The following is a 4023-nucleotide window of genomic DNA, read 5'->3' on the forward strand; positions in this document are numbered from 1 at the left end:
TTTTTGAGCAACAGCTTGCCTGAGATTCAAAGGTGGCTACTTTTAGCTGCGCTCATTTTTTAGTCTAAACTACAGTTTAAAGGCTTGCGTACAAATATGAGGACGTAATTTCTCGGCTGATTTTTCTAACCAGCTAGGCTCATTTGGGTCTTTTGCATCTAGATCGTTGTCTAATTCTCCTGACTTAATTGCTAAGGTTTCGGCTGCATATTCTAAATCGCCTTCACACTCTTCAAGTACATCAAGAGCTATTAGAGCATCGGGATATTCTTGTAATTGGGAGCGATACTGTTCAATTTCTGCTTGGGTAACGGTAGTCATTGGGATAATGGCGATCGATTAAATGAGTAATTCTTATTTTGCCATAATTTTTGTACTTCTTTTGTGTAGAAACCTGGCGGTTGAAAATGCAGCTACACAAACAAAGAAACTTCATCCCTTCTTTATTGCCATTATAGTTAGTTGCTTAGGCGGTGGAGTCTTGGGAGGAGTTGCTTGGCTGATTGATCGTAAAGTGTTAAAACCATCATCCGCGCAGACAAGTTTACCTAGTTCCGAAAATCAACATCGCTCTATTGATGTGTAACCTCCCTCTGCTTTCGGGTTAATTGCATTCAACCCATCGCCCGAATCAATATCTAGTCGATCTAAAGTTCTCGCATCTAGTTTCAACAAAGGCATGATTTGGTCGTATTTCTGCCATTTACCTCTAGGAAAACCCCCAACAGCAAAATCAAAAAATCCATGTTCCATAGAGAATATGCCACCGCGTTCATACATTAGGATTAGCGGTTCGTAGGGTTCAGGTAGAGTAAATTCACTGACTTTTGGTGAATTTTTCGCGCTATCCCAATGAAGGAACCACTCGCAGGTTTTCTCAATAATACCCGCCACATAAAACGGTGTCTCTGTGAAATGAGTCTTAAGCACTTTAACCTTAGTTTCATCGGCATCTAGAGAATCAATATGAGCAGCCACATCAAAAAACGGCCATTCATCCGTACAATCTAAAGCCTTGGCCCACAGTGCGGCACGTCTCAAGTATTCTCGCAAAAGGGCAATGTGAGAGTTAACGCGACTATCGTCAGGCTCCCATTTAATTGCTAAAATTCGCTCTAGTGCAGTATCGGTAATTGTTTTCGCAGTCATATTCTTTCTCTAATAGCTTCAAGCAACTCATCAAGATTCGAGAGGTTGTCCGCAAGCATCAGTCCTTCCGCTGACTTACCTATTATGTTAACCCAGTGGGAAAATGGATTGGGCTTGCTGGTATGAGGAGCTATATCGTGTGCTCCGAAATTCTCCGGGGTTGGCCAGTTGCCAAAACCATACATGGGATGCTCTATCCAAGCTTTAGGCGATCGATAAGGAAGTCCATCAGCCATTAGTGCTTGCTCTATATACTCATGGGCTATCAACCGTTTAAACTTGCTAATTTCTCTCGGTTGTAGCTCACCATTTTTTGCACTTATCCATAAATCAGCAATCTCACCATCGGGTGTAAAATTACCTCGGACATGACTAATAGTATTTGTCTCATCATTGGGAATGTCAAGCTCGTGTTCCTTGATAAATATGTGCTCTTTTACTTGGCGGATAATTTGTTCAGAAATCTCTAGATAATTAGCTATTGTATACACATCATCCGTCATGGCGATAATTTCTGCATATTGACGGATTTCTTTCTGATTAGCCTCCCCAAAATATTGTGGCACTATCCAACACCATTCTCATTATTATTCTTTGACAACATCCATTAACTCTTCAATCAAAACATCGAGGGTGCGAGCTATCTTTTGAATGGATGTGATATCAACCGTTGCTAGTCCTTCCGATCGAGCATAGTGCCTGACTGTGCTGTACGGAACCTCCGATCGATCGGCAACATCCTTTAGCGTCCATCCTTTTTCGTCAGCCAACTCTCGGATTCGGAACCTAACTAACCCCATTCTACTTGACAAACGATAACTATCTATGTTTTTAATTCAAACACAATTGTCGATCGACAGTTAAACAGTATTTTGTATAGTGCGGATCTGTCACAAGTTCGTGAAGCGAAGCTATCCCGTAGGGAATCGCACTTAAAGATATCTGATGAATCCGCACCCTACCGTACTCACCCACAAATCCAAGAAACCGGGTTTTTCAGCAAATCTTCGCCTGTAACCAAATATTCTCGCAAAAACCCGGTTTCTGGCTACCCACCCATCAAAAATAAAACAACTGCCGACAGCCAAAACCGTCAACAGTTGTTTTACATATTCAATGCGGATGGCGAGACTCGAACTCGCAAGGACATATTGCCACACGCACCTCAAGCGTGCGCGTATACCAATTCCGCCACATCCGCTCTTTCTGGCAATCTCCGGGATTTTTGCGTTACCAGTTAAAGATTTACAGGTTGAGGTTCCTGACATTTAACTTGTGACTTGCCCTTTGACACCGCCGATTTACAATCATAGCACCACTACCAGCAAAATGTAAAATAAATTTTTGTGAACAATTTCTGGAAAACGATTATCCAGAACATACCGAAAGGCATTATTGTACAGAATATTGAGTGAATTAAGCAGCGAAGATGGGGTTCTCGAAAATTTTAATCGCTAATCGGGGAGAAATAGCTCTCCGCATATTGCGGACCTGCGAGGAAATGGGGATTGCCACGGTCGCCGTTCACTCCACCGTAGACAAGCACGCCCTGCACGTCCAGTTGGCAGACGAAGCCGTTTGCATCGGCCCCCCCACCAGCAGCAAAAGCTATTTAAACATCCCCAACATCATCGCGGCCGCCCTGACACGCAACGCCGCAGCCATTCACCCCGGTTACGGCTTCCTCGCCGAAAACGCCCGATTTGCCGAAATCTGCGCCGACCATCAAATTACCTTCATCGGCCCGTCTCCGGCAGCCATGCGGGCGATGGGCGACAAATCCACCGCCAAAGAAACTATGCAGCGGGTGAAAGTGCCCACAGTTCCCGGTAGCGAGGGATTGCTGGCCGACGATCGCGAAGCTTTGTCGATCGCCCGCGACATCGGCTATCCTGTGATGATCAAAGCCACAGCCGGCGGTGGAGGCCGCGGGATGAGGCTAGTGAGAGAAGCATCCGAACTCCCCAAACTATTCTCAGCAGCCCAAGGCGAAGCCGATGCAGCCTTCGGCAACCCCGGACTTTACCTCGAAAAATTCATCGAAAAACCCCGGCACATCGAAATCCAAATCCTCGCCGACAACTACGGTAACGTCATCCACCTCGGCGAGAGAGATTGTTCGATTCAGCGCCGACACCAAAAACTCCTCGAAGAAGCCCCCAGCCCCGCCCTCAGCCAGAAACTGCGAGATCAAATGGGTCACGCTGCCATTGCCGCCGCCAAATCCATCAACTACACGGGTGCGGGTACTGTCGAATTTCTGCTTGACAAATCGGGCAAGTTCTACTTTATGGAAATGAACACCCGCATCCAAGTAGAACATCCCGTCACCGAGATGATTACAGGCCTCGACTTGATAGCCGAACAAATCCGCATCGCCCAAGGAGAAAAACTGCAAATCAAGCAAAACCAAGTAGTTCTCAACGGCCACGCCATTGAGTGCCGCATCAATGCCGAAGATCCCGATCGCAACTTCCGACCCCACCCCGGCATAATCAGCGGTTATTTGCCTCCCGGTGGCCCCGGCGTGCGGATGGACTCTCACGTCTACACCGATTACGAAATACCCGCTTACTACGATTCTTTAATCGGTAAAGTAATTGTATGGGGGCGCGATCGACCGACAGCCATCCGCAGGATGAAACGGGCATTGCGGGAATGCGCCATCACCGGCGTCCCCACCACCCTGGGCTTTCACCAAAAAATCCTCGATTCCCCCGAGTTTCTCAGCGGCGAAGTTTACACAAATTTCGTCGAACAGTTCTTGAACCAAAATAGTCATTAGTCATTAGTCAGTAGTCAGTTGGCAGTTGGCAGTTGGCAGTTGGCAGTTGGCAGTTGGCAGTTGGCAGTTGGCAGTTGGCAGTTGGCAGT

At 46.6% G+C, this 4023-nt stretch carries 6 protein-coding genes and 1 tRNA gene; 2 read left to right on the plus strand and 5 right to left on the minus strand.

From position 1 onward, the window contains the following. Positions 1-69 precede the first annotated feature (69 nt). Positions 70-321: a hypothetical protein gene (locus tag QUA16_RS35895; protein ID WP_333109563.1), complete on the minus strand. Its 252-nt coding sequence runs from the start codon at positions 319-321 to the stop codon at positions 70-72. A gap of 22 nt (positions 322-343) precedes the next feature. Between QUA16_RS35895 and QUA16_RS35900 the strand changes: the two genes are divergently transcribed. Next, positions 344-586 (plus strand): hypothetical protein, encoded by a 243-nt coding sequence (locus QUA16_RS35900; RefSeq protein WP_333109561.1) that lies wholly within the window; start codon positions 344-346, stop codon positions 584-586. Here the strand turns inward: QUA16_RS35900 and QUA16_RS35905 are convergent. The 4 genes from QUA16_RS35905 to QUA16_RS35920 all read right to left on the minus strand — a co-directional run bounded on the left by QUA16_RS35905 (position 562) and on the right by QUA16_RS35920 (position 2350). Next, complete coding sequence (locus QUA16_RS35905) at positions 562-1149, minus strand: hypothetical protein (protein ID WP_333109560.1); 588 nt, start codon at positions 1147-1149, stop codon at positions 562-564. The genes QUA16_RS35900 and QUA16_RS35905 overlap by 25 nt on opposite strands. Then, positions 1146-1715: a hypothetical protein gene (locus QUA16_RS35910; protein WP_333109558.1), complete on the minus strand. Its 570-nt coding sequence runs from the start codon at positions 1713-1715 to the stop codon at positions 1146-1148. Before QUA16_RS35910 ends, QUA16_RS35905 begins: the two co-directional genes overlap by 4 nt. A gap of 21 nt (positions 1716-1736) precedes the next feature. Continuing rightward, positions 1737-1949 carry a helix-turn-helix domain-containing protein gene (locus tag QUA16_RS35915; protein ID WP_332973393.1) on the minus strand — a complete coding sequence of 71 codons (213 nt, stop codon included), beginning with the start codon at positions 1947-1949 and terminating at the stop codon, positions 1737-1739. Positions 1950-2266: 317 nt separating this feature from the next. Next, a tRNA-Leu gene (locus QUA16_RS35920) sits at positions 2267-2350 on the minus strand. Between the two features lie 228 nt (positions 2351-2578). On the opposite strand from QUA16_RS35920, the gene accC reads away from it, so the two are divergent. Beyond that, positions 2579-3934, plus strand: coding sequence for an acetyl-CoA carboxylase biotin carboxylase subunit (accC, locus tag QUA16_RS35925; protein WP_333109556.1), 1356 nt, complete (start codon positions 2579-2581; stop codon positions 3932-3934). Positions 3935-4023: the final 89 nt, after the last annotated feature.

This window comes from Microcoleus sp. S13_C3, assembly GCF_036700905.1.
Classification (GTDB): Bacteria; Cyanobacteriota; Cyanobacteriia; order Cyanobacteriales; family Microcoleaceae; genus Microcoleus.